This is a genomic window from Streptomyces sp. JW3 (genome assembly GCF_052216785.1).
Classification (GTDB): Bacteria; Actinomycetota; Actinomycetes; order Streptomycetales; family Streptomycetaceae; genus Streptomyces.
Map to the genome: position 1 here is coordinate 1 of NZ_JBQOUX010000292.1, position 321 is coordinate 321.

General features: G+C 67.9%; 1 protein-coding gene. It reads right to left on the bottom strand.

Translation table 11 applies throughout. The features are described from left to right. On the bottom strand, positions 1-321 hold a 321-nt coding region (locus tag ACTT8P_RS38555; protein ID WP_442836444.1), incomplete at both ends, for an AMP-binding enzyme.

A 321-nucleotide genomic window follows, 5' to 3' on the forward strand; every position in this document is an offset into this window, starting at 1 on the left:
TACGACGGTGGCGGGGACCATGTACTCGGGCAGCCGCTCGGCGGCGAACGCCCGGATCGATGACGGTTCACCGTGAGAGACGACATATGCGGTCAGCCGGTCGTCGCGGACCGTGACGGTTGCCTGGGTGACATCGGGGTGGGCGGCGAGGACGGACTCCACCTCACCGAGTTCGATCCGGAAGCCACGGATTTTTACTTGCTCGTCGGCGCGGCCGGCGAAGTGCAGCAGCCCGTCATCCGACCACCGCGCCAGGTCACCGGTCCGGTACATCCGCTGCCCGGGAACGAACGGACAGGCCACGAACCGCTCCGCCGTCAG